The organism is Pseudomonas fluorescens group sp. PF-69 (assembly GCF_054481235.1).
Window position 1 is genome coordinate 3462035 of sequence record NZ_JBTMNC010000001.1, and the last position, 21668, is coordinate 3483702.

At 60.3% G+C, this 21668-nt stretch carries 23 protein-coding genes and 1 pseudogene; 7 read left to right on the plus strand and 17 right to left on the minus strand.

Annotated features, from left to right (window positions below):
* Positions 1 to 74: 74 nt before the first annotated feature.
* The 7 genes from ACX3YF_RS16135 to puuE form a co-directional block, all read right to left on the minus strand.
* The gene (locus ACX3YF_RS16135; RefSeq protein WP_103402573.1) at positions 75 to 860 is read right to left on the minus strand and encodes an outer membrane protein OmpK; all 786 of its coding nucleotides are present in this window, start codon (positions 858 to 860) and stop codon (positions 75 to 77) included.
* Between the two features lie 166 nt (positions 861 to 1026).
* Positions 1027 to 2379 carry a nucleobase:cation symporter-2 family protein gene (locus tag ACX3YF_RS16140; RefSeq protein ID WP_448647278.1) on the minus strand — a complete coding sequence of 451 codons (1353 nt, stop codon included), beginning with the start codon at positions 2377 to 2379 and terminating at the stop codon, positions 1027 to 1029.
* Between the two features lie 169 nt (positions 2380 to 2548).
* Positions 2549 to 3850 carry a urate hydroxylase PuuD gene (locus ACX3YF_RS16145; protein ID WP_196585639.1) on the minus strand — a complete coding sequence of 434 codons (1302 nt, stop codon included), beginning with the start codon at positions 3848 to 3850 and terminating at the stop codon, positions 2549 to 2551.
* A gap of 50 nt (positions 3851 to 3900) precedes the next feature.
* Positions 3901 to 4404, minus strand: coding sequence for an ureidoglycolate lyase (locus tag ACX3YF_RS16150; RefSeq protein ID WP_189340170.1), 504 nt, complete (start codon positions 4402 to 4404; stop codon positions 3901 to 3903).
* A gap of 120 nt (positions 4405 to 4524) precedes the next feature.
* Positions 4525 to 5520: an allantoicase gene (gene alc, locus ACX3YF_RS16155; RefSeq protein ID WP_020800421.1), complete on the minus strand. Its 996-nt coding sequence runs from the start codon at positions 5518 to 5520 to the stop codon at positions 4525 to 4527.
* Positions 5521 to 5610: 90 nt separating this feature from the next.
* Positions 5611 to 6126, minus strand: a complete 516-nt coding sequence (gene uraD / locus ACX3YF_RS16160) for a 2-oxo-4-hydroxy-4-carboxy-5-ureidoimidazoline decarboxylase (RefSeq protein ID WP_130203680.1) — start codon at positions 6124 to 6126, stop codon at positions 5611 to 5613.
* On the minus strand, positions 6123 to 7049 hold the full coding sequence (gene puuE / locus ACX3YF_RS16165; protein WP_130203679.1) for an allantoinase PuuE: 927 nt from the start codon (positions 7047 to 7049) through the stop codon (positions 6123 to 6125). Before puuE ends, uraD begins: the two co-directional genes overlap by 4 nt.
* Positions 7050 to 7483: 434 nt before the next feature.
* Between puuE and uraH the strand changes: the two genes are divergently transcribed.
* Positions 7484 to 7837 carry a hydroxyisourate hydrolase gene (gene uraH, locus ACX3YF_RS16170; RefSeq protein WP_047531657.1) on the plus strand — a complete coding sequence of 118 codons (354 nt, stop codon included), beginning with the start codon at positions 7484 to 7486 and terminating at the stop codon, positions 7835 to 7837.
* Between the two features lie 186 nt (positions 7838 to 8023).
* On the opposite strand, the gene ACX3YF_RS16175 is transcribed toward uraH, so the two are convergent.
* The 3 genes from ACX3YF_RS16175 to ACX3YF_RS16185 all read right to left on the minus strand — a co-directional run bounded on the left by ACX3YF_RS16175 (position 8024) and on the right by ACX3YF_RS16185 (position 10808).
* Positions 8024 to 8650: a LysE family translocator gene (locus tag ACX3YF_RS16175; protein ID WP_130203678.1), complete on the minus strand. Its 627-nt coding sequence runs from the start codon at positions 8648 to 8650 to the stop codon at positions 8024 to 8026.
* 72 nt (positions 8651 to 8722) lie between these two features.
* Positions 8723 to 10072 carry an NCS2 family permease gene (locus ACX3YF_RS16180; RefSeq protein WP_130203677.1) on the minus strand — a complete coding sequence of 450 codons (1350 nt, stop codon included), beginning with the start codon at positions 10070 to 10072 and terminating at the stop codon, positions 8723 to 8725.
* 289 nt (positions 10073 to 10361) lie between these two features.
* Positions 10362 to 10808 carry a MarR family winged helix-turn-helix transcriptional regulator gene (locus tag ACX3YF_RS16185; RefSeq protein ID WP_130203676.1) on the minus strand — a complete coding sequence of 149 codons (447 nt, stop codon included), beginning with the start codon at positions 10806 to 10808 and terminating at the stop codon, positions 10362 to 10364.
* A gap of 82 nt (positions 10809 to 10890) precedes the next feature.
* Between ACX3YF_RS16185 and ACX3YF_RS16190 the strand changes: the two genes are divergently transcribed.
* Positions 10891 to 12057, plus strand: a complete 1167-nt coding sequence (locus ACX3YF_RS16190; RefSeq protein ID WP_458973916.1) for an aminotransferase-like domain-containing protein — start codon at positions 10891 to 10893, stop codon at positions 12055 to 12057.
* Positions 12058 to 12190: 133 nt separating this feature from the next.
* Here the strand turns inward: ACX3YF_RS16190 and ACX3YF_RS16195 are convergent, their stop codons facing one another.
* From ACX3YF_RS16195 to ACX3YF_RS16215, 5 genes are all read right to left on the minus strand, one after another.
* Positions 12191 to 12562 carry a glutathione S-transferase N-terminal domain-containing protein gene (locus ACX3YF_RS16195; protein ID WP_047531644.1) on the minus strand — a complete coding sequence of 124 codons (372 nt, stop codon included), beginning with the start codon at positions 12560 to 12562 and terminating at the stop codon, positions 12191 to 12193.
* 103 nt (positions 12563 to 12665) lie between these two features.
* Positions 12666 to 13211 carry a GTP cyclohydrolase I FolE gene (folE, locus tag ACX3YF_RS16200; RefSeq protein WP_024076633.1) on the minus strand — a complete coding sequence of 182 codons (546 nt, stop codon included), beginning with the start codon at positions 13209 to 13211 and terminating at the stop codon, positions 12666 to 12668.
* Positions 13212 to 13288: 77 nt separating this feature from the next.
* A complete protein-coding gene (locus ACX3YF_RS16205; RefSeq protein WP_047531639.1) occupies positions 13289 to 13846 on the minus strand; it encodes a Smr/MutS family protein in 558 nt (185 codons plus the stop codon).
* 87 nt (positions 13847 to 13933) lie between these two features.
* On the minus strand, positions 13934 to 14254 hold the full coding sequence (locus ACX3YF_RS16210) for a hypothetical protein (RefSeq protein ID WP_130203674.1): 321 nt from the start codon (positions 14252 to 14254) through the stop codon (positions 13934 to 13936).
* 131 nt (positions 14255 to 14385) lie between these two features.
* A complete protein-coding gene (locus tag ACX3YF_RS16215; protein WP_130203673.1) occupies positions 14386 to 14976 on the minus strand; it encodes a cysteine hydrolase family protein in 591 nt (196 codons plus the stop codon).
* 239 nt (positions 14977 to 15215) lie between these two features.
* On the opposite strand from ACX3YF_RS16215, the gene prmB reads away from it, so the two are divergent.
* Positions 15216 to 16124 carry a 50S ribosomal protein L3 N(5)-glutamine methyltransferase gene (gene prmB / locus ACX3YF_RS16220; RefSeq protein WP_130203672.1) on the plus strand — a complete coding sequence of 303 codons (909 nt, stop codon included), beginning with the start codon at positions 15216 to 15218 and terminating at the stop codon, positions 16122 to 16124.
* A 71-nt stretch (positions 16125 to 16195) separates the two neighbouring features.
* Here prmB and ACX3YF_RS16225 read toward each other — a convergent pair whose 3' ends face one another.
* Together ACX3YF_RS16225 and ACX3YF_RS16230 are read right to left on the minus strand one after the other, a co-directional pair.
* Positions 16196 to 16987 (minus strand): hypothetical protein, encoded by a 792-nt coding sequence (locus ACX3YF_RS16225; protein WP_288100196.1) that lies wholly within the window; start codon positions 16985 to 16987, stop codon positions 16196 to 16198.
* Positions 16988 to 17125: 138 nt separating this feature from the next.
* Positions 17126 to 18125 (minus strand): annotated as a pseudogene (locus tag ACX3YF_RS16230) (alpha/beta hydrolase).
* An 83-nt stretch (positions 18126 to 18208) separates the two neighbouring features.
* Here ACX3YF_RS16230 and aroC point away from each other — a divergent pair.
* Genes aroC through ACX3YF_RS16250 form a run of 4 tightly spaced genes read left to right on the plus strand, consistent with a single transcriptional unit; the run spans position 18209 to position 21668 of the window.
* Positions 18209 to 19300: a chorismate synthase gene (gene aroC / locus ACX3YF_RS16235; protein ID WP_458973917.1), complete on the plus strand. Its 1092-nt coding sequence runs from the start codon at positions 18209 to 18211 to the stop codon at positions 19298 to 19300.
* A gap of 28 nt (positions 19301 to 19328) precedes the next feature.
* Positions 19329 to 20480, plus strand: coding sequence for an MFS transporter (locus tag ACX3YF_RS16240; protein WP_161793938.1), 1152 nt, complete (start codon positions 19329 to 19331; stop codon positions 20478 to 20480).
* Positions 20477 to 21103: a methylthioribulose 1-phosphate dehydratase gene (locus ACX3YF_RS16245; RefSeq protein ID WP_458944529.1), complete on the plus strand. Its 627-nt coding sequence runs from the start codon at positions 20477 to 20479 to the stop codon at positions 21101 to 21103. Before ACX3YF_RS16240 ends, ACX3YF_RS16245 begins: the two co-directional genes overlap by 4 nt.
* A gap of 19 nt (positions 21104 to 21122) precedes the next feature.
* On the plus strand, positions 21123 to 21668 hold the full coding sequence (locus tag ACX3YF_RS16250; RefSeq protein ID WP_130203667.1) for a 1,2-dihydroxy-3-keto-5-methylthiopentene dioxygenase: 546 nt from the start codon (positions 21123 to 21125) through the stop codon (positions 21666 to 21668).

Below are 21668 nucleotides of genomic sequence, written 5' to 3' on the forward strand. Positions count from 1 at the left end.
GACTCCTCGGCCAGGTCTCAAGTGCCCCGCAACAGCGCACCGACGGCAGGTCTGGGGCACGATTGCGGGCCATCTTAGAAATGCACCTTCACCAGCAGGCTGGTGGTGTTTTCATGGGTGTCGAGTCTGGAGCTGTTCTCGATGCCGTATTTGTCTTTCCAATAACTGTACTCGGCGCCGACATACACCTGTTTTTCGCGCCAACCCAGGGCTTTGCCCAGGTCGTACTTGATCTGCGGATTGAAGTGCAGGTTGGCGTGGTAGGTGCCGTGTGAGTTCTGGTCGTTGTCCACGACCCAGTCGATGTAGCCGTCGATCAACAGGCTCGAATTGCCCAGTGGAAGGGTATAGGACCAGCCTGGTGTGATTTGCCAGACCCCATCGCCGGGCCGTGAACCTTCGGTGTGGCGGCGGTAGAAGTTCAGGGTCACATAGTTGAAGCCGGGCACCTTGAGATCGAAACCGGGGCCGATCAAATACGCTTCGGTGTCGTCTTCGCCATTCTCGTAGGTCATGGCGAGCAATACGTCCTTGATCGGGCCGAGTTCGAAGCGGCGGTCGAGGATTTTGCCGAACGAGAGGCGCGGGCTGAACTCGCCGTAGTAGGCGTGAACGCCTTTGTTTCGGTCTTTTTCGCCGTTGTAGTAGGTGCTGTCGATGAACAGGAAATTGTCGCCGTACTTCCAGCGATCAGCGTGCTCGAAGGTCACCGTCTGCTGAATCGGCGGGTTGACCGCGAAATCCTTGCCGTACAGATAGCTCAGGCTGTTGGTTTGCCACAGCAGTAAATCGCCGGCCATGGCCTGGCTGGCGGCCAGAAGGCCGCCGCCCAACATCATGGTTTTCTGGGTACGAATCATCTGTTGCTCCTTCTTGTTTTTATTTTTCAGGCGCAGGCAACCCCGCCCTGTAGGAGCGAGCCTGCTCGCGAAAACCTCAAGGACACCGCGTTCATCCAGGATGCACGCGTTATCGTTGACGACCATCGCGAGCGGGCTCGCTCCTACAGGGGGGGATGGTTACCTGTCAGTGGGCGTGGCAGTCGTTGATGGCTGCGCGTTCGGCGCCGCCGAGGATGTTGAACAGCAGGTTCAAGGTCAGCGCGCTGAGCGTGGCCATGGCGATACCGCTGTGGGTGATCGGGCTCATCCACACCGGCAGGTGGGCAAAAAACTCCGGACGCACCACCGGGATCAGGCCCATGCCGATGCTGACCGCTACCAGCAGTTGGTTGCGACGGTCAGCGATATCGGCTTCCTGGAGAATCTTGATCCCGGTCGCGGCAACCATGCCGAACATCGCAATGGCGGCACCGCCGAGCACCGCTGGCGGAATCGACGCCACCAGGAACGCGGCTTTGGGCAACAGGCTGAGGACGATCAGCAGGCCGCCGGCCACGATGGTCACCGAGCGGCAACGCACGCCGGTCATCTGCACCAGGCCGATGTTCTGGGCGAAGGAGGAATGGGTGAAGGTGTTGAAGAAACCGGCGAAAAACGAAGCGCCGGCATCGCACAACAAGCCGCGACGCAGCATGCGCGGGCAGACTTCCTGGCCGGTGATCTTGCCCAGGGCCAGGAACATCCCGGTGGACTCGACGAAGATGATCACCACCACCAGGCACATCGACAGGATCGGCGCGAGTTCGAATTTCGGCATGCCGAAATGCAGCGGGGTGACGAATTGCAGCCACGGGGCCTGGGCCATGCCACTGAGGTCGACCATGCCGAGCAGGCCGCAGAGCACATAGCCCAGGCACATGCCGATCAGCACGGAAATGTTGACCCAGAAACCGCGCATGAAGCGATGCACCAGCAAAATGGTGCCCAGCACCAGCGCGGCGATGGTCAGGTAAATCGGCGAGCCGAACTGGCTGGCCGCAGCACCGCCTCCGGCCCAGTTCACGGCCACGGGGAACAGCGACAAACCGATCGAGGTGATGACCGTACCGGTCACCAGCGGCGGAAAGAAGCGTACGACCTTGGACATGAACGGGGCGATGATCATGCCGAAGAACCCGGCGGCGATGGTGGCGCCGAAGATCCCTTGCAAGCCGATACCGGGCATGCCGGCCATGGCGACCATGCTGCCGACGGCGGCGAAACTGGCGCCCATCATCACGGGCATGCGAATGCCCACGGGACCGATGCCGAGCGACTGAACGATGGTGGCAATGCCGGCCACCAGCAGGTCGGCGTTAATCAGAAAGGCGATTTCTTCACGACTCAGGCCAGCGGCCTGTCCGATGATCAGCGGCACCGCGATGGCGCCACCGTACATCAGCAGAACATGTTGCAGACCGACCAGGATCAGTTGCAAAAGGGGCAAACGCTGAATGGCGGGTGCGTCGGGGATGCGCGCTTTGGAGAGCTCGGACATGCAACACCTCGGATCTTTTTTATTCTTGTGATTGAACAGCTGCCGGGTTGCTCACAGCTGTTTCTTTGCATCAGGTAAACCGCGTTGCGGCCAATCGCTGGCAAGCCAGCTCCCACACAGGCAGTGCAAAACCCTGTGGGAGCTGGCTTGCCAGCGATGCTGTTAACGATTAGTTGGTCTGTGCTCCCTGAACGATCCAGGCGCCGATCAGGTCACGTTCCTGCTGGGTCATCTTGGTGATGTTGCCCAGGGGCATGATCTGGCTGGCGACGGCTTGAGCCTGGATACGCGCAGCGTTCTGGCGGATCTGCTCGGGGGTGTCGAACATCACACCGGCCGGGGCCGCGCTGAACAGCGGGCTGGTCGGTTTGGCCGAGTGGCAAACCGCGCAACGTTCCTGAATCACGCTGTGCACCTTGTTGAAGCCAGGACCCGCATTCGACGCTTGTGCCGGTGCGGCGGCCGGTGCTTCTGCAGGTTTGGCTTCAGCGGGTTTCAAACCACCACCCAATGCCGTTTCCGGCAGCGGCTGGTATTCGATCTTCGCAGGCGCCTTGGCCACGTCCGGGCTGGTCATCGGCGCAGGGCCGGTGACGTAGGCCAGGCTGATCATGCCGACCGCTGCCACAGGCAAGGTCCAGGCAAACTTGTGGCTGTCGTGACGAGTGTTGAAGTAATGACGCACCAACACCGCCAGCACCGCGATCCCGGCCAGGATCAGCCAGTTGTATTGGCTGCCGTAGGTGCTCGGGAAGTGGTTGCTGATCATGATGAACAGCACCGGCAAGGTGAAGTAGTTGTTGTGACGCGAACGCAGCAAGCCTTTGGCTGGCAGCGCCGGATCAGGCGTGCGGTTCTCGGCAATCGCCGCCACCAGTGCCCGCTGCGCCGGCATGATGATGCGGAACACGTTACCGACCATGATGGTGCCGATGATCGCGCCGACGTGCAGGTACGCACCACGACCGCTGAACACCTTGCTGAAGCCGTAAGCGGCGCCAATGATCAGCACGAACAGGATGAAGCCGAGCAGGGCAGGGCGTTTGCCCAGGGCCGAGTCGCACAGGAAGGAGTAGACGAACCAGCCGATGAACAGCGAGCCGATGCCGATGGCCACGCCTTCAGGGCCGCTCAGGGTGCTGCCGGGGGCCAGCAGGTAGAGCGTCGGGTTGGAGTAGAACACCACGCACAGCAGCGCGATCCCCGACATCCAGGTGAAGTAGGCTTCCCATTTGAACCAGTGCAGGTTGTCCGGCATGGTCGGTGGGGCCAGTTTGTATTTTTCCAGGTGGTAGATACCGCCGCCGTGGATCGCCCACAAATCACCGGCCAGGCCACTTTTCGGGTTGACCCGATTGAGGTTGTTTTCCAGCCAGACGAAGTAGAACGATGCGCCGATCCAGGCCACACCAGTAATCATATGAACCCAGCGCACGCTCAGGTTCAGCCATTCCAACAGATGTGCTTCCACAGTCTTTACCTCTCGCCTGTCACTCTGTTGTCGAGTGATCAGACCTTCTCTTATTGGTGGGGGGCGAGGATCAAACGCTCATCCTCTTTGAAAAAATGCTCATCGCAGTTATTGCCTGTGCCACTGCGATCAACCACCAGGAAGTCATCCCGCTTTTCGATCGTCAGCACCGGGTGGTGCCAGACGCCGCGATGGTAATTAATGCCCTGCCTGCCGTTGGTGACGAAGGCGCGGACCAAGCCTGATACAGGTACATCGCCAAGTGGCGCGACCACGATCAGAAAGGGGTTGCCGAGCAGCGGAATGAACGCCTGGCTGCCCAGCGGATGACGCTCCAGCATGCTGACGGTCAGCGGCATGTCCTGCGCGTCGGCGCGGAAGATGCTGATGATCGCCTTGTCCTCTGGCGTGGCGGTTTCCACCGTCGCCAGTTTGTGGAAGCGCATGGTCGAACCGTTGTTGATCATGAAGTGATCGCTGCCGTCGGTTTCGATCACGTCACCGAAAGGGGCGAAGGCTTCTTTGGTCAGCGGTTCAATCTGTAGTGTGCGCATGCTGTTCTTCTTATCCGAATTCTGTGTTGTTGGTTCTGACGCTTTCGCGAGCAGGCTCGCTCCCACAGGGGGAATGCATTTCAAATGTGGGAGCGAGCCTGCTCGCGAATGGGTTCAACCTTATTTCGCGACCTTGCCCAGTACACGCAGGCGGCTCACACCGCCGTCCGGGAACACGTTCAGGCGGATGTGGGTGATCGGGCCCAGTGCCTTGATCTGCTCGGCGAAGGTGTGCTCGGCGTGCATTTCCAGCTTCTGGCTTGGCAGCAGTTCGCGCCAGAACAGCGATTGGGTTTCGATCTGGCTGTCGGTACCGCCCTTGACGAAGGCGCCCTGGATCGAGCAGCTGTCCGGGTAGTTGCCCTTGAAGTGCAGGGTATCGACGATGATTTTCTCGATTTCGCCCGGGTGGCCCAGTGCGACGATCACCCAGTCATTGCCCGGTGTACGGCGGCGCGCGGTTTCCCAGCCGTCGCCCATGTTGATGCCACGGCCCGGGTTGAGGATGTTGCTCATGCGGCCGAAGTGTTCGTCGGAGCAGGCGAGGGCGCGGCCACCGTTGAGGGCTGCCGCCAGGTCGACCTGCTCGTTGTCGCCTACAGCGGACCAGTCACGGAATGGAATGCCGTACACGCGCAGACGGGCAACACCGCCGTCCGGGTAGATGTTGAAGCGCAGGTGGCTGAAGGCCTGGTCGTTGCTGATTTCGTGGTAGTGGTGGCTGTTGCCTTGCAGCTCGACGGCGGACAGCACTTCAGTCCACTGGGTGTTTTCGTCTGGCTCGCCTTCGGCCAGGAAGCAGGCTTCCAGGGAGGCCGACGGCGGGAAGTTGCCGGTGAAGAATGAAGTGTCGATGTCGACGCCTTTGATCGAGCCCGGCACGCCCAGGCGGATCACTGCGCTGTCGTAGCCCTCGAAGCGCTTGCGGCGCGATTCCCAGCCGTCCATCCACTTGCCGTTGTCATCGAACACGCCCTCCTTCCAGACGGCCGGAGTCGGTTGGAACAGACGATTGGCGTCTGCGAACCAGTCATCGGTGACCGAGATGATTTTGGTGCCCAGGCGGGCGTCGGCCAGGTTGACGAACTTCTCGAAAGGTACGGCGTAAGCTTTCATTCTTCTTGTCTGCCTTTAATAAGTTGGCTTGGGATGCTCTCGGGGCCCTGGGAAACGCAAGCGTTCATGAGGTTTCTCGGGCCAGGATCGCTATAGGGTCAGTAATCGGAACAGGGCGATCTTGTTGATCTGCGCCAGCGCGCACTTGAATTCGGTGTCGACCGGGTTGTGAATGCGCGTTTCGAACGCCGCGAGGATCTGATGCCGGTTGCTGCCTTTTACCGCCATGATGAAGGGAAACTTGAACTTGGCTTTGTAGGCGTCGTTCAGCTCGGTGAAGCGCTGGAACTCTTCGGCCGTGCATTGGTGAATACCGGCGCCAGCCTGTTCATGGGTGCTGGCTTCGGTCAACTGGCCCTGGACGGCGGCTTTGCCGGCCAGGTCCGGGTGAGCGTTGATCAGGGCCAGCTGGCTTTGCTGATCGGCACTCAACAGGATGTCGCTCATGCGCTGGTGCAGGGTTTCGATCTCGTCGATCGAAGCGTCCTGGCCCAGCTCGAAGGCCTTTTCGGCCACCCATGGCGAATGTTCGTAGATATCGGCGAACACGCTGACGAAAGCGTCGCGGCTCAGGGTCGATGGCTTGATGGATTGAAAGGTGCTCATTTGGCAGCCCCTTGGTACGGATGGGTTGCTTGCCAGTGGCGTGCGATGTCGACGCGACGGCTGAACCACACCTGTTCATGACTTTTAGCGTATTCGATAAAGCGCTTGAGCGAGGCCAGGCGCGCCGGACGGCCAATCAAGCGGCAGTGCAGGCCGATCGAGAGCATTTTCGGTGCATCGGCGCCTTCGGCGTACAGCACGTCGAACGCGTCTTTGAGGTATTCGAAGAAATCGTCGCCCTTGTTGAAACCCTGGACCTGGGTGAAGCGCATGTCGTTGGTGTCCAGGGTGTACGGGATCACCAGGTGCGGCTTGCCGGTCGGGTTGTTCGGTTCCCAGTAGGGCAGGTCGTCGTCGTAGGTGTCGCTGTCGTAGAGGAAACCGCCTTCTTCCATCACCAGGCGACGGGTGTTCGGACCAGTACGGCCGGTGTACCAGCCCAGCGGACGTTCACCGGTGATTTCAGTGAGGATGCGGATCGCTTCGAGCATGTGCTCGCGTTCCTGGGTTTCATCCATGTACTGGTAGTCGATCCAGCGGTAGCCGTGGCTGCAGATCTCGTGGCCGGCTTCGACCATGGCGCGGATCACGTCCGGGTGGCGCTGGGCGGCCATGGCCACGGCGAAGATGGTCAGCGGAATGTCGAATTCCTTGAACAGTTTCAGAACCCGCCAGACACCGGCACGGCTGCCATACTCGTACAGCGATTCCATGCTCATGTTGCGCGCGCCTTGCAGTGGCTGCGCCGAGACCATTTCGGACAGGAAGGCTTCGGATTCTTTGTCGCCGTGCAGGATGTTGCGCTCGCCGCCTTCTTCGTAATTGAGCACGAAGGACAAGGCGATGCGGGCATTGCCCGGCCAGTGTGGATGAGGAGGGTTACTGCCGTAACCGATCAGGTCGCGTGGGTAGTCAGCGCTCACTGCAGTCTTCCTTCTTATTCGTGGCTGTCAGGGTGGTGTGGCGTGCCTGAAGTGGAAAGACAGGCTGGCGTCACAGCGATGGGCTGATTGTATACAACTTTATATTCACTTTGTAAGCCTGATTTTTTGCATTTTTCGTTAACGGTCATCTTTGCGTGCGCTTGATCCGATCCTGCAAGAAACCTGCCTGATTGGTCAGCTAATGGCTGGAGAGGTCAACCAGCCTGCGGTTCGCCAGTTAATCGCCAGGAAATCCATGGAGGACGCTGTTCGCCGTAAAAATGTCGTTTTTATTGTGTACAATTTTTTTGAAAAGTGTCTTAATCAATCGCTCGCCGCAGCTTTTCGTGCTCCGAAACGGTGCGGTCTCCTTTTCAACTGACTTCGGGAGGCGCGAGGTCTGACTGCTCCACGCAGCCAGGCGCGCAGAATCAATGGGACGTTTGACTACACATGTTTTGGACGCTGCACATGGCTGCCCGGGCAGCTCGATCAAGGTCGAGTTGTACCGTGTTGAAGGTTCGCAGCTGGAATGGGTCGCCAGCGCGATAACCAACAGCGATGGCCGTGTCGATGCACCGTTGTTGCAAGGTGATGACTACCGCACCGGGGTCTATCAGATTCAGTTCCATGCGGGCGATTACTACCGCGCCCGTGGCGTTCAACTGCCGGAACCGGCGTTCCTGGATGTGGTGGTGCTGCGTTTTGGCATTTCTGCGGAGCAGGACCACTATCACGTGCCCTTGCTGATTTCGCCGTACAGCTATTCCACGTATCGCGGCAGCTGATCCCCCAAGCAGCTGCCTCAACCTGGAAGCGACTGCGCATATAGCTTCTTTGGTCTTTCGCCCGCTCACACTGCGGGCTTTTTTTCGCCTGGAGAAAAGTGGTGCCTGTGCTGGCGCTTTCGCCGGCAAGCCAGCTCCTACAAGGAATTCGCACGACCTGTGGGAGCTGGCTTGCCAGCGACGCTCTTAACGGCTGAGCAGAGACGCTGCCCCCGCGCCACTGAACAACCCGGCACTGATCCGGTTAAACCAGCTCTGTCCCTTGCCACTGCGCAGATACCGCGCCGCACCATGGGCACCCAGCCCGTAAGCCAACTTGCACAGCAGGTCCAGCACGGTCCAGGTGGCAATCATCACCAGCAACTGCGGGAGGAACGGCTGTTCGGCGCTCAAGAACTGTGGCAGGAACGCGGCGAAGAACAGAATGTCTTTCGGGTTGCTCGCACCCAGCATGAATGCGCGCCCGAACAGGGCACGAAAGCGTGGCACCGGTGCCGCCTGGGGCACTTCGGCACCATGGGACGGTTGACGCGATTGCTGCCAGCTCTGCCAGGCGAGGTAGAACAGATACAGGGCACCAACGATCTTCAGCGCGCTGAACAATTGCTCCGACGCCAGCAGCAGCGCGCCCAGGCCCAGCGCCGAAGCGCTCAGCAGGCCAATCGAGGCCATCACGCCACCGAGAAAGGCTGGGTAGGAACGCCCCAGACCGTAATTCAAACTGTTGCTGATCATCAGCAAAGACAGTGGCCCCGGGATCAGGATCACCACCAGCGCAGCGCCGCTGAACAGCAGCCAGGTTTCCAGACTCATCACTTTCCTCCCTTTGCACAAAAGCCTCACCCGACGGGGTGAGGCTGGTTTGAAGCGCGTACCGCGTAAGGTTTACAAGAAGATGAACTTGGCGATGAAGATCGCGCAGAGCACCCACAGACTCGCGGAAATTTCCTTGTACTTGCCAGTGCCGGCCTTCAGGACCACGTAGGTGATGAAGCCCAGCGCGATACCGTCGGCGACCGAAAAGGTCAGGGGCATCATGATGGCGGTGACGATCGCCGGAATGCTGTCGGTCGCTTCGTCCCACTCGATGTGCTTCATGCCACCCATCATCAGCATGGCGACGTAAATCAGTGCGCCTGCGGTGGCGTAGGCGGGAATCATGCCGGCCAGCGGGGCGAAGAACATCGCTGCAATAAATAGCACACCTACGGTCACTGCGGTAAGACCAGTCCGACCACCTGCCGCGACACCTGCAGCACTTTCCACGTAGCTGGTGACAGGGGGAACACCAACGATCGCGCCGAATACGCTGGAGGCGCTGTCGGCTTTCATGGCGCGGGAGAGGTTTTCGATGCGGCCATCGGCGTTGACCAGGTTGGCGCGCTGCGCCACGCCCATCAAGGTGCCGGCGGTGTCGAACATGTGCACGAAGAGGAAGGCCAGCACCACGCTGATCATGCTGACGTTGAACACGCCGGCGAGGTTCATCGCCATCCAGGTCGGGGCCAGGCTCGGCGGTGCCGACATGATCCCTTCGTAATGCACCAGGCCCAGGCCCCAACCGGCCAGGGTCACGGTGATGATGCTGATGAGGATCGCGCCGAACACTTTGTGGTAGCTGAGCACGGCGATCATCAGAAAGCAGATGGCGGCCAGCAGCGGGCCTGGCTCGCGCAGGGAACCCAGTTTGATCAGGGTGGCGGGGCTGTCGACGATGATGCCGGCGGTTTTCAAGCCGATCAGCCCCAGGAACAGGCCCACGCCCGCACCCATGGCGAAGCGCAGGCTCACCGGAATGCTGTTGAGCAGCCATTCGCGCACGCGCGAGAAGGTCAGGATCATGAACAGCACACCGGACACGAACACCGCACCGAGGGCGGTTTCCCAGTTGTAGCCCATGGTGCCGACCACGGTGTAGGTGAAGAAGGCGTTCAGGCCCATGCCCGGCGCCAGGCCGACGGGCCAGTTGGCGTACAGGCCCATCAGCAGGCAACCCAGTGCGGCGGCGATGCAGGTGGCGACGAACGCCGCGCCGTGATCGATCCCGGCGTCCGCCATGATGTTGGGGTTGACGAAGATGATGTAGGCCATCGTGATGAAGGTAGTCAGACCGGCAATCAACTCGGTCTTCACCGTGGTGCCATGCAAGCTGAGTTTAAAGATGCGCTCCAGCCAGCCAGTGCGTAAAGGCGGCGAGAGATCCAGCGTCGATGCTTCGGATTTGCGGCTTTCCACAGCGAGTACTCCTCAAGAGTTTTATTGTTATTTCCAGGGCCGGACCCGAGAGGGTGGCAGCGGCCCTTTGAGGCACTTGCGAATTTGTTGACCTCTTGGTCAGGAACTCGCACGAGGTGGATTATGCTTTTGTGTACAAATAAAGCAAATATTGTTTTTTGTTTTGTTTACTAAAATTCAGGCGATAGTGATATATCGCCAGTCAAGACGCCTTCGCGAGCAGGCTCGCTCCCACATTCGACCGAGTTTCCCTGTGGGAGCGAGCCTGCTCGCGAAAGGGGCGGAATCGTCAATCAATAACTGCCTGACTGTTGCCCAGCGCCAGATTCACCGCCAACCACCCATTCACCGCCGTCTCCCCGGCCTCGGCAAACACCCGTTCCAGCAATTTCACCTGCTCGCGGCGCAGTGATTGTTCGAAACGCGCCCCATCGTCGGTCAATTCCAGCAGGCGTTTACGCTTGTCGGTCTCGGACGCGACGCTGTTCACCAGATGCATTTCCAGCAATTGGCGCAGCGGCATGTTCAGCGCCTGCTTGCTCACGCCCAGCAAGGCCAGCAACTGCGTCACACTCAAGTTCGGGTAACGGGCGATGAAAAAAACGATGCGTTGGTGCACACGGCTCAAGCCTCGACGCGCAAGCATTTCGTCGGCCTTGGCGGTGAAGGCCTGATAACCGAAGAAAAACGCTTCCATGGCTTGTTGCTGGGATATCGGGTTTTTAAGGTCAAGCATATTGACGTATCCGCTCGGGCTGACGTAATTTTGGTCAACAAGTTTGACTCATTTCCCTCTGGCCTCGCTACCGGTGATCCCCATGGCTTTTTCCGAACGTGTCTCGCGCCTTAAAAGTTCTCTGATCCGTGAAATCCTCGCTGCCGCCCAGCGCCCGCAAGTGATGTCGTTCGCCGGCGGGTTACCGGCCGAAGCCATGTTGCCAAAGGTCGAATGGGATGAGATGCCGCTGACCATTGGCCAATACGGCATGAGCGAAGGCGAACCGGCGCTGCGCGAGATGTTGGCCGCCGAGGCCCGGGCGCTGGGCGTGCCCTGCGAGGCGAGCCAGGTGTTGGTGGTCAGTGGCTCGCAGCAGACCCTCGACCTGGCGGCCAAGCTCTACATCGACAAGGGCACCGAGATCCTGCTCGAAGCGCCGACTTATCTGGCAGCGCTGCAAATCTTCCAGCTGTTCGGCGCCGAGTGCCTGACCGTGCCGCTGCAAGCCGATGGCCCGGACCTGGCGCAATTGCGCACTCGTCTGGAAAAACACCGTCCGGCGTTCATCTACCTGATCCCGACGTTCCAGAATCCATCGGCTGTGCGCTATAGCGAAGCCAAGCGCGATGCCGTGGCGGCGTTGCTTGACGAGTTCGGCGTGCCCCTGATCGAAGACGAGCCTTACCGCGAACTGACCTTCGACGGTGGCAGTGCGACGCCGATTGTCAGTCGCCTGAAAAAAGCCAGCTGGATCTACACCGGCACCGTGTCGAAAACCCTGCTGCCGGGGCTGCGCGTCGGTTATCTGATCGCCAGTGCGGATCTGTTTCCGCATTTGTTGAAACTCAAGCAATCGGCGGATCTGCACACCAACCGCGTCGGCCAGTGGCAAGCCCAGCAGTGGATAGGCAGCGAAAAATTCCAGCGGCACCTGAGTGAGTTGCGCGATTTCTACCGGGAGCGTCGTGACGCGTTTCAGGCGGCCCTGGAAACCCATTTTGCCGATCTGGCGGACTGGAATGTGCCCCAGGGCGGGCTGTTTTTCTGGCTCACTCTCAAGCAGCCATTGGATACCCGAACCTTGCTCCATACGGCGCTGGCCAATGATGTGGCGTTCATGCCGGGCGAGCCGTTCTTCCCGGATCCGGACAACAACCCCGGGCATCTGCGGTTGAACTTCAGCCACATCGACCCGGTGCGGCTGGATGAAGGACTCAAGCGGTTGGCGGCGGTGGTGCGTCAGGCGCAGGCGGCGCAAGCCGCCTGAAAACAAATAAACCGGCCATTGGGCCGGTTTTATTTTTGTTCGGGATGGGCGTCGTCTGGGCTGGCCTCATCGCTGGCAAGCCAGCTCCCACAGGGAGGAGGTGATCACGAAATTTGTGTACACCGCCAAACCATCAGGCCGCAGCGAAGCGCTTGTCCAGATAGTCAATGATCACCTTGGACTCATACATCCAGGTGGTCTGGCCATTCTCTTCGATGCGCAGGCACGGCACTTTGATCTTGCCGCCTTGCTCAAGCAGGGTCTGGCGATCCTGTTCGTTGTTCTTCGCATCGCGCAACGCCACCGGCACATTCAGGCGGCGCAGGGTGCGGCGGGTTTTCACGCAGAACGGGCAGGCGTGGAATTGATACAGGGTCAGGTCCTTGGCGGCGCTGTTGACCTGGGCCTGAGCCTCGGCCGGGCGCTGCTTCTTGCCGGGGCGAGTGAGAAAGTCGATGAAGATGATCAGTTGGCCAAGGCCGACACGAAGCGCTTTTACGAACACGTTGAAAGCCTCACGGAGCGAAAAATGAAGGGCGCGCAGCTTACCTGATTTTCGCGGACGAAAAAAAACCGGCGATGAATGCCGGTTTCTTTCGTGCTGCGAATTACTTGATGAGGCTGAGGAATTCGCTGCGAGTCGCAGCGTTCTCGCGGAACTCACCGAGCATCACCGAGGTGATCATCGACGAATTCTGCTTTTCCACGCCGCGCATCATCATGCACATGTGCTTGGCCTCGATCACCACCGCAACGCCCAGGGCGCCGGTGACTTGCTGGACCGCGTCGGCGATCTGGCGGCTGAGGTTTTCCTGGATCTGCAGGCGGCGGGCGTACATATCGACGATCCGCGCGACTTTCGACAACCCCAGGACCTTGCCGCTGGGGATGTAGGCGACATGGGCCTTGCCGATGAACGGCAGCAGGTGGTGCTCGCACAACGAGTACAGCTCGATGTCCTTGACCAGCACCATTTCGCTGTTGTCGGAGCTGAACAAGGCACCGTTGGTGACTTCTTCGAGCGTCTGTTCATAACCGCGGCAAAGGTACTGCATGGCTTTGGCGGCACGTTTCGGCGTGTCGAGCAGGCCTTCGCGGGAGACGTCCTCGCCCAGTTGGCCAAGGATCTCGGTGTAATTCTGTTCCAGGGACATGAAACTACCTGTGGGATTTTACGCAAAGGGCAAGGGTACGGTGGCGGACACGACGCTGCAAGCATGACGCATCAGCTTTACTCGTCTCGACCTTCCATCATGGTTCGTTTGAGCATCACATACACGGCACCGGCGCCGCCATGTCTGGGCTGGCACGAGGTGAAGCCAAGTACCTGCGTATGCTGGCGCAACCACGTATTGACGTGGCTTTTGATCATCGGCCGCTTGCCGTCCAGGCGCACGGCCTTGCCGTGGGTGACGCGCACGCAGCGGATTTCGAATTTGGTCGCTTCGGCCAGAAAGGCCCAGAGGGTTTCCCGGGCCTTTTCCACGCTCATGCCGTGCAGGTCGAGGCTGCCTTCGAACGGAATCTGGCCGATCTTGAGCTTGCGCATCTGGCTTTCCTGCACACCGTCGCGCGCCCACATCAACTCGTCTTCCGGGCCGACATCGATGACGAACTGATCGGAGAGTCCGTCGACGGTGGTGGCGTCGGTGCGCACGGTAGCGGCCTGACGCAGCTTGGCGATCTGCGCGCGGTCAGCCTTGGGTTTGCCGGTTTCGGCGCGATCGTGCTTGATCGGCTTGACGCCTTGGATCGCACTTTTGAACAGGGAAAAATCGTCGTCTTGCATGTCAGCCTCCGCGAAGGGCGGCCAGTTTACCCAACTCCAGGCGAATGGGCGCGCGACAAAACACGCGCATTCGGTGTGAGCGCGGGTTCAGTCGTGTTTTTTCATCAAATGCGGGGACATGGCCAGCTCTCGCGACTGGCGCGAGCGACGACGGCTACGACGCCAGAGCCACACACCGAGGTACAGCACGACCAGGCCAATCACCAGAATCACCGCCGCACCGGCGCGGTTGGTGTTCATCTCGCCCAGGGCGGGCGCATGGCCGAGCAGGCTGGCGATACCGGCCATGGCGAGTAACACACCGGACATTGCCAGCAGCGCGGCAAATGCCGCGCCGATTCGAAAACGCCAGTTGCTTTGGCCTTTGGGCCGCAAGCGGCGAGCGTCAAAACCATCGGATAACTTCATTCCGACCTTCCTCAATGGGTATCGGCCCTTCGACCGGGAGTTGACCGGGTTGTTCCTGAGGCTAAGACAATTACGGCTAACGAGAGGCTTTTGCGGATGAGCGGCGGTACAGACCGCTCATTGAGCGCCGATCAGATCAGTTCGCGGGTCAGGGCGAGGGTGGCGAAGTTGTCTGCCATGATCGCCATTTCGGTCTGCTGGACGTGCTCGGCGGTCAGGACGCCGCCCTTGTAGGGCAAGTCGCGGGTGGCGCAGGCGTCTTCCACCAGGGTGCAACGGAAGCCCAGGTTCTTCGCGGCGCGGACGGTGGTGCTGACGCTGGAGTGGCTCATGAAACCGCAGACAATCAGGTCGAGGGCGCCCAGATCCTGCAGGCGTTTTTCAAGTGGGGTGCCGTGGAACGCACTGGGCAGCAATTTGCCGATGATGGTTTCGTCGGCCAGTGGCTCCAGCCCCGGGATGAACTCGCCGCGTTCGCCTTGCGGGTCGAACAGGCCACCCACGGTGCCGAGGTGGCGCACATGCACGATCGGGCGGCCGGCGGCGCGGGCAGCGCCCAACAATTGCTTGATGTTCGCGACGGCAGCGTCCATGCCACTCAGGGCCAATGGACCGTTGAGGTATTCTTTCTGGGCATCGATGATCACAAGCGTCGCATGGCTCAGATTGGCTGCTGCATAACCGCGGCCGCTGAGTTGAAACATCGTTTTTGGAACAGACATTCTGGGGCTCCTTGGAGTGGGGCTTTTGCGACATTGTCCTCTGGCTGAGCGCTTCTGTGAATGGCTACCATTACAAGCGCCGTCGTTACTGGCGTGCAGCGTTGTCAAGTGGTCCGTTTTGTTCAAGGTCGAGCGTAAAAAAGAGATTAGTCCTACAACAGCGCCAGTGTTTTTCCTGCGTCGTCGCGGCAGCGTTTGACTGATAGAATCGCCCGTCGATTTTTCTGGAGTTTGCCGTCGTGATCACTTCCCGCCTTCGTACCCTGCGTGACCATATCCGTTGGGCCGTCAGTCGCTTCCATGGGGAGGATCTGTTTTTCGGCCATGGCACCGACAACGCCTGGGACGAAGCCCGTCAACTGGTGTTGGGTGCACTGCACTTGCCGTGGGAAATCGCCGACAGCTACCTCGATTGCAATCTGGAAGAAGACGAACTCGTTCACCTGCAGCACTTGCTCAAGCGTCGTATCGAAAAGCGCGTCCCGACCGCGTACCTGCTGGGCGAAGCCTGGTTCTGCGGCCTGTCGTTCATCGTCGATGAGCGCGTGCTGATCCCGCGTTCGCCGATCGGCGAGTTGATCGAAAATCGCTTTACGCCATGGCTGGCCAACGAACCTGCGCGAATTCTCGACCTGTGCACCGGCTCCGGCTGCATCGGCATCGCCTGCGCCTACGAGTTCCAGAACGCCGAAGTGGTGCTGGCCGATCTGTCGTTCGAAGCGCTGGAAGTGGCCAACCAGAACATCGAGCGTCACGGCGTCGATGAGCGGGTCTACACCGTGCAAGGCGATGGTTTCGATGGTTTGCCGGGGCAGCGTTTCGACCTGATCGTGTCAAACCCGCCTTACGTCGATGCCGAGGATTTCGCCGACATGCCGGACGAATACCAGCACGAACCGGAACTGGGCCTGGCCTGCGGTGAGGATGGTTTGAACCTGGTACGGCGCATGCTCGCCGAAGCGGCCGATCACCTGACCGAGAAGGGGTTGTTGATTGTCGAGGTGGGCAACAGCCAGGTACACGTCGAGGCGTTGTACCCCGAAGTCGATTTCGCCTGGCTGGAGTTCGAGCGCGGCGGGCATGGCGTGTTCATGCTGTCGGCTGAACAGTGCCGGGATCATCAGGCATTGTTCGCGTCCCGCGTCTGACCGCAATCTTTGTGGCGAGGGAGCAAGCTCCCTCGCCACAAAAGCGTCTCACCGCGGACCGATTTCAGCGGTTACCGGTGCGTCGCAATCCAGATCAACAACCCCGCCTGAAACACCGCAAACGCCACCAGGCAGGTGATGGTGAACCGCAAGCCGGCGTCTTCACGCTTGTACTTGCTGACCTTTTCTTCGTGTTTCTTGAGTTTGACTTCCTGCTCGGCCAGGTTCTGCTCGGCTTGCTGCAGCATCTGCGCCGCCTCGAGAATTTCCACGATCTGCAGTTTTTCCGTGTTCCAGTCACCCGACAGGTCGCCGACCTGGACTGCCTTGACGCTGCCCTTCAAATGCTGGGCGTCGGCGTAAACCACATCGAAACCGTGCACCCGCAAAAAGTGGTCGCGACGCAGGCGGGTGTCTTCGTTCAGCGCATCCTTGTTGTTCAGGTCGGTGCCGTCGACGGTGTAGCCGGGCCATCGCTTCTTCGCCCAGGTAATGCCCTGGGCCGCCAGGAAGCGACCGATACCGCGGTTCATCGGTTCGATTTGCAGGCCGCTGTCCGGCCCGAAATGCACGCGCTTTTCGCTGTGGTCGACCCACACGTCCAGATGATTCTGTTCCTTGCGCACGCGTTGGCCGGGCAGGGTGATGCTCATGCGCATCAGGCTGCGCTGCTTGTCGTTGCGCTCGGCATAACCGAACTCGACAAAGCGCAGGGGGCGCCCGCCGGTGTTGCGGTCGGTCTGCAGCGGCGCCAGACGGAGCATCTTGTGGTGCTCGACGTGTACGTCCGCCCAAGGCAGCTCGACCGCTGGCGGTGCGTCTTTTTCAGCGGTGGTGTCGGGTGAAGTCTGGGTATCGGTCATAACGGCGAGATCCTGTCCAAGCTTGCTTGCCGCCAGCCAGTGCGCTGGCGACAAAGGCTTATCGGCCGTTTTTTTCAAGACTGGAGGGCGACGAAGCGTTCTCGAGCGGTTTTCACCTCGCGATGTCGCTTAAAGCGCTCAACTGGCACGAATTGCGTCAATAAACCCGAGGATTCGAGTGCCCAGTTCGGCCGCCAGGGGCAATTGCGGATCTCTATAGGAGGCCAATTGCCGTTTTACGTCGTTGGGCACGATGCGCATGACGTGGTTCATGCCTTCTATCAGTGCCAGTTCGGCGTCCGGTTTGGCAGCCTTGAGCATTTTGGCGTCATTGACGCCGACCTGAATATCGTTGCTGCCCTGGATGATCAACGCCGGCATTTTCAACTTCGCGAACGCCGCCGCAGGGTCCTGGCGAAACAGCGAAATCAGGTACGGCTGAACGCTCGGGCGGAATATCGCCTGCAAGGGCGGTGGCACGTTATCGTCGGTTTTCCCGGCCTTGAGGCTGTCGAGCAGTTCGTTACTGCGCAGCATCAGTGGCGGCGGCAGGTGATTGCTCAGTTGTTGGCGCACCACTTGATCGATCGGCCGGGCGCTGCCGGACAAGGAAATCACCGCGGCCGCATCGACACTCGGCGCCGCGAGACTGGCGATCAAGGCGCCTTCGCTGTGCCCCAGCAAAATCAGCTTGCCGAAGCGCGGATCGGCCTTGAGCTTGCGCCCCCAGGCTTCGGCGTCGGAAACGTAGGCCTCCAGCGTCAGGTTGCGCTCGTCGGGGGTCGCCGCCAGGCTCGCTGCAACGCCGCGTTTGTCGTAGCGCACGCTGGCGATGTTGTGTTTGGCCAGCACCCAGGCCAGCCGTTTCAGGCTGTCATTGCGCCCGCCGTCGGGGTTGTTGCCGTCACGATCGGTTGGGCCGGAGCCGGAAATGATCAGGACAACCGGTACAGGCGTGTCGGACTTTGGCAGCAGCAGCGAGCCGAAAAGCTCTCCGCTCCCGGTATCCAGCGTGATCGGCCGTTGCAGGACAGTGGCCTGGACGAAACCGGTAAACAGGGTAAGGCTCAAGGCTAGAACTCGCAGCATCATCACGCCATCATGAACGAAGATGCCGGTTGGACTCGCCGACACCCATAAGGTTCGAGGATGAACTACTTGGGTAGCCTGCGTATACTGGCGCGCATTACGTATTCAGGTTCATTTCACGGAGCGTCCTGCATGTCCGGCAATACCTACGGCAAGCTGTTCACTGTCACCACCGCTGGCGAAAGCCATGGTCCGGCGTTGGTCGCCATTGTCGATGGCTGCCCGCCGGGCCTGGAGATCTCCCTGGAAGATCTGCAGTGCGATCTCGACCGGCGCAAGCCTGGCACCAGCCGCCACACTACCCAGCGCCAGGAAGCCGACGAAGTCGAAATCCTTTCCGGCGTGTTCGAAGGTCGCACCACCGGGTGCGCCATCGGCCTGTTGATCCGCAATACCGACCAGAAATCCAAGGACTACTCGGCGATCAAGGACCTGTTCCGCCCGGCCCACGCCGACTACACCTACCACCACAAGTACGGCGAGCGCGATTATCGCGGCGGTGGCCGCAGCTCGGCCCGTGAAACCGCCATGCGCGTTGCCGCTGGCGCGATTGCGAAAAAATACCTGGCGACCCAGGGCATCGTCATTCGCGGCTACATGAGCCAGCTCGGCCCGATCGAAATCCCGTTCAAGACCTGGGACTCAGTAGAAGAAAACGCCTTCTTCAGCCCGGACCCGGACAAAGTGCCGGAACTGGAAGCCTATATGGACCAGTTGCGCCGCGACCAGGATTCAGTCGGCGCCAAGATCACCGTGGTCGCCGAAGGCGTGATGCCGGGCCTCGGCGAGCCGATTTTCGATCGCCTCGACGCGGAACTGGCCCATGCGCTGATGAGCATCAATGCGGTCAAGGGCGTGGAAATCGGTGCCGGTTTCGCCAGTGTCGCCCAGCGTGGTACCGAGCATCGGGATGAAATGACCCCGGAAGGTTTCCTCAGCAACGACGCTGGCGGCATTCTCGGTGGCATCTCTTCCGGTCAGCCGATCGTCGCGCACCTGGCCCTGAAGCCAACGTCCAGCATCACCACGCCGGGCCGTTCGATCGACATCCATGGCAACCCGGTGGACGTCATCACCAAAGGGCGTCACGACCCGTGCGTCGGCATTCGCGCCACGCCGATCGCCGAGGCGATGATGGCCATCGTGTTGATGGACCACCTGCTGCGCCACCGTGGGCAGAACGCCGATGTGCGCGTGAGCACCCCGGTGCTGGGTCAGCTTTAATGGCTGACCTCATAGCCGCTGCAGTCTGATGGCTGTGGCGGCGCTGCCGTACTGGCGGCTTTCCAGTTTCTATCTGTTCTATTTCGCCTTGCTCGGTTCGACGGCGCCGTTTCTGGCGCTGTACTTCGATCACCTGGGATTTTCCGCCGCGCGCATCGGTGAGCTGGTGGCGATCCCGATGTTGATGCGATGCGTGGCGCCGAACATCTGGGGCTGGCTGGGTGACTACACCGGCCGGCGGCTGGCCATCGTGCGTTTCGGCGCGGTCTGCACGCTGCTGACCTTTTCACTGATTTTCGTCAGCAAGACCTACGCCTGGCTGGCGATGGTCATGGCCTTGCATGCGTTCTTCTGGCACGCCGTGTTGCCGCAATTCGAAGTCATCACCCTCGCACACCTGCAGGGCCAGACCTCGCGCTACAGTCAGATTCGCCTCTGGGGCTCCATCGGTTTCATCATCACCGTGGTCGCGCTGGGCCGGTTGTTCGAATGGCTGAGTCTCGACATCTACCCGGCGGCGCTGGTGCTGATCATGGCCGGGATCGTGCTCAGCAGCCTTTGGGTGCCGAACGCGCAACCGGCGCCGGGTCACCGGGTGGCGGGGGAGGGATTTCTCAAGCAACTGCGCAGCCCCGGCGTGCTGGCTTTTTACGCGTGCGTGGCGCTGATGCAGATGAGCCATGGCCCGTACTACACGTTTCTGACCTTGCACCTTGAGCGATTGGGCTACAGCCGCGGGGTGATCGGCATGCTCTGGGCCGTCGGCGTGGTGGCTGAGGTGCTGATGTTCATGGCCATGAGCAAAATCCTCGCGCGATTTTCATTGCGCCGGGTGCTGCTGGCGAGTTTTCTGCTGGCGGCGTTGCGATGGTTGTTGCTGGGTTCGTTGGCTGAGTTCCTCTGGGTATTGTTGTTTGCCCAGGTGTTGCACGCGGCGACATTCGGCAGCTTTCACGCCGCTGCCATTTCATTCGTGCAACGTAGCTTCGGCGCGCGTCAGCAGGGCCAGGGCCAGGCGTTGTACGCGGCACTGGCCGGGACCGGCGGCGCACTGGGCGCGTTGTACGCCGGTTACAGCTGGAACGCCCTGGGCGCCGCATTGACCTTTAGTATTGCCAGCCTCGCAGCCCTCGCGGCTGCCGTTATCATTGCCACATGTATGCAAGAGGACAGGCCATGAGCCTTACCCGTGAACACCTCGCCCAGGAAATCATCGACGCCGGGCGTTTTCTGTATGGCCGCGGCTGGTCGCCAGCCACCAGCAGCAATTATTCGACCCGACTGTCGCCGACCGAAGCGCTGTTGACGGTGTCGGGCAAGCACAAGGGCCAATTGGGCCTGGACGATGTGCTGGCCACGGATCTGTCGGGCAACAGCCTGGAGGCGGGCAAGAAACCGTCCGCCGAAACCCTGCTGCACACTCAGCTCTACAGCTGGCGTCCGGAGATCGGCGCGGTGTTGCACACCCACTCGGTGAACGCCACGGTGCTGTCGCGCCTGACGCCTGAAGACTTCATCGATTTCGAAGATTACGAACTGCAAAAAGCCTTCACCGGCGTGTCGACCCACGAGTCGCAGGTGCGGGTGCCTATTTTCGACAACGATCAGGACATTGCGCGCCTCGCCGCCAAGGTACAGCCTTGGCTCGACGCCCATCCCGATTGCGTTGGCTACCTGATTCGCGGCCATGGCCTCTACACCTGGGGCGCGCGCATGAGCGACGCCCTGCGGCAGATCGAGGCCTTTGAATTCTTGTTCGAGTGCGAGTTGAAAACCCGCTCGCTCTCTCACCGTAAAGCCTGAACCGTCAAGGAGTTGCCCGATGAGCAGCCTGTCCGTCTACCACGTCTCAAGCCCTGACATTCCGAACAAGGTGCTGACCCATTTCGAAGACATCGCCTCGACCCTGGCCGAGCAGGGCGTACGGTTTGATCGCTGGCAAGCGGCGACGAAAATCCAGCCGGGCGCCAGTCAGGAAGAAGTGATCGCCGCCTATCAAGAGCAGATCGACAAGCTGATGACCGAGCGCGGCTACATCACTGTCGATGTGATCAGCCTGAACAGCGATCACCCGCAAAAAGCCGAATTGCGCGCCAAGTTCCTTGATGAGCACCAGCATGGCGAAGACGAAGTGCGATTCTTCGTCGCCGGTCGTGGCTTGTTCACCCTGCACATCGACGATTACGTCTACGCCGTGCTCTGCGAGAAAAACGACCTGATCTCGGTACCGGCCGGTACCAGGCACTGGTTCGACATGGGGGAGCATCCGCACTTCGTCGCGATTCGTCTGTTCAACAATCCGGAAGGCTGGGTGGCCAATTTCACCGGCGAAGACATCGCTGGCCGCTTCCCGCGTCTCGAGGACTGA